The 1,589-nt window shown below is 64.6% G+C and carries 2 protein-coding genes; one reads left to right on the top strand and one right to left on the bottom strand.

Annotated features, from left to right (window positions below):
• Nucleotides 1-40: 40 nt before the first annotated feature.
• Nucleotides 41-283, bottom strand: coding sequence for a hypothetical protein (locus tag D5S19_RS32310; protein WP_199730320.1), 243 nt, complete (start codon nucleotides 281-283; stop codon nucleotides 41-43).
• 56 nt (nucleotides 284-339) lie between these two features.
• Between D5S19_RS32310 and D5S19_RS03220 the strand changes: the two genes are divergently transcribed.
• On the top strand, nucleotides 340-1,545 hold the full coding sequence (locus D5S19_RS03220) for a hypothetical protein (RefSeq protein ID WP_199730321.1): 1,206 nt from the start codon (nucleotides 340-342) through the stop codon (nucleotides 1,543-1,545).
• The last annotated feature ends 44 nt before the right edge of the window (nucleotides 1,546-1,589 follow it).

Consider the following 1,589-nt stretch of genomic DNA (forward strand, 5'->3'; position numbering starts at 1 on the left):
CCGGATCTATCTCAACGCCTATGTGCCGAGGTTGCAGACCTCAGCGCAGGTGGTCGCGTTCCTCGCCGATCATCTGGGGTATCCGTTTCCGTCTCCGGCGTTGTTCAAACAGATCGGCGACCGGTTCCGGCAGGCCGTGACGACGTTCGCCACGAAGAACAACATCCCGTGGGTCCGGTTCGGCAAGAACGATGTCGGCGGCAAACTCGAGCTGATGCGCCCGCACCTGGACCGCCAGGCCGCCACCGGACGCTCGGGGATCGCCGCGATCGGTGTCGCGCAAGAGTTTCAACGCGTCTGGAGCGCCTACCAACGCGAGAGCCCGAGCGGGGCGTGGCAATGGTGGTTCACCAAGGCGGAAACCGGCGGGTGTCCTGCTACTACTTCTATCTGTGGGACACCGACTTCGGCCCGGCGTTCATCAAGGTCTGCACCTACTTCCCCTACCCGGCCAAGATCTGGCTCAACGGCCACGAATGGGCCAAACGCCAAGCCACCCATGCCGGGATCGGATTCACCGAACTGTCCAACGGCTTCGCCGCCACCGACGATCCGGCTGCGCTGCAGGCGATCTGCGACCGGCTCGGCTCCGGTGTCATCAATGTCTTCTGCCAGCGCTGGTTCTCCCGGTTGCCGTTGCCGTTCACCCAGGCCGACCGGGATGCCGGTTATTGGTGGGAAACCTCGATGCGCCAGGTCGAGATCTCCCGCACCCTGATCTTCGACGCACCCCGCCACGCCCGAGGATTCTTCGAGGCGCTGATCGCCGACAACCTCGACCTCGGCCGCCCGCACAACATCGAGATCATCTTCGGGCGCCGGATCCGGAAGGACACGAAAGGAGTCTTCCGCACCGCGATCGACCGCCGCGACAACGGCGGAGTCGTGGTCAACGCGTTCTACAAACACTCCCGCATCAAGCAGTACTTGAAAGACGGCCGCGCAATGCGGATCGAGACCGTCATCAACACACCCCGTGACCTGGGCTGCAACGCCCGCCTGCCGAACCTGGACGACCTGCAGGCCAAGGCCCGTGCGGTCAACCGCCGGATCCTGGATGCTGAACACGCCGGCCAGGGCTGTGTCCTCGCGAGAGCAGCCTTTGAGCGGATCGCGCACCCCACCGTCGACACGGCGGGGCGCAGGACCCCGGCCCTGCGGTTCGGTGATCCTCGGGTCATGGCCCTGACCGGCGCGCTCTGCCAGACGCTGCTCACCGCAACCGGCTTCACCAACAAGAACCTTCGTGTCTTGATCGCCGGGCTGCTCGGCAGCGACTACCGCCCCGGCCAGATGACCTACGACCTGCGCCGCCTGCGCCTGACCGGCCTCATCCACCGCCTCCCGCACACCAACCGCTACGTCCTCACCGACAACGGGATCCGCATCGCCGTCTTCTACACCAAGATCTACAACCGGCTCCTGATCCCACTCACCGCCGCCGACCAACCCCAAGCACCACCACCGCTGCGGCAAGCCCTGCGCACCCTCAACCACCACGTCGACGACTACATCAACCACGCCCGCCTCAAGCCCGCACCCTGAAACTTGACACAAATACGAAGAACTCATCAACCAAGTTGATCTGG

Source organism: Amycolatopsis panacis, from assembly GCF_003600245.1.
Classification (GTDB): Bacteria; Actinomycetota; Actinomycetes; order Mycobacteriales; family Pseudonocardiaceae; genus Amycolatopsis; species Amycolatopsis sulphurea.

Coding starts and splice junctions, on each gene's coding strand:
- D5S19_RS03220 (WP_199730321.1), top strand. CDS start 340: ATGGTGGTTCACCAAGGCGGAAACCGGCGGGTGTCCTGCTACTACTTC.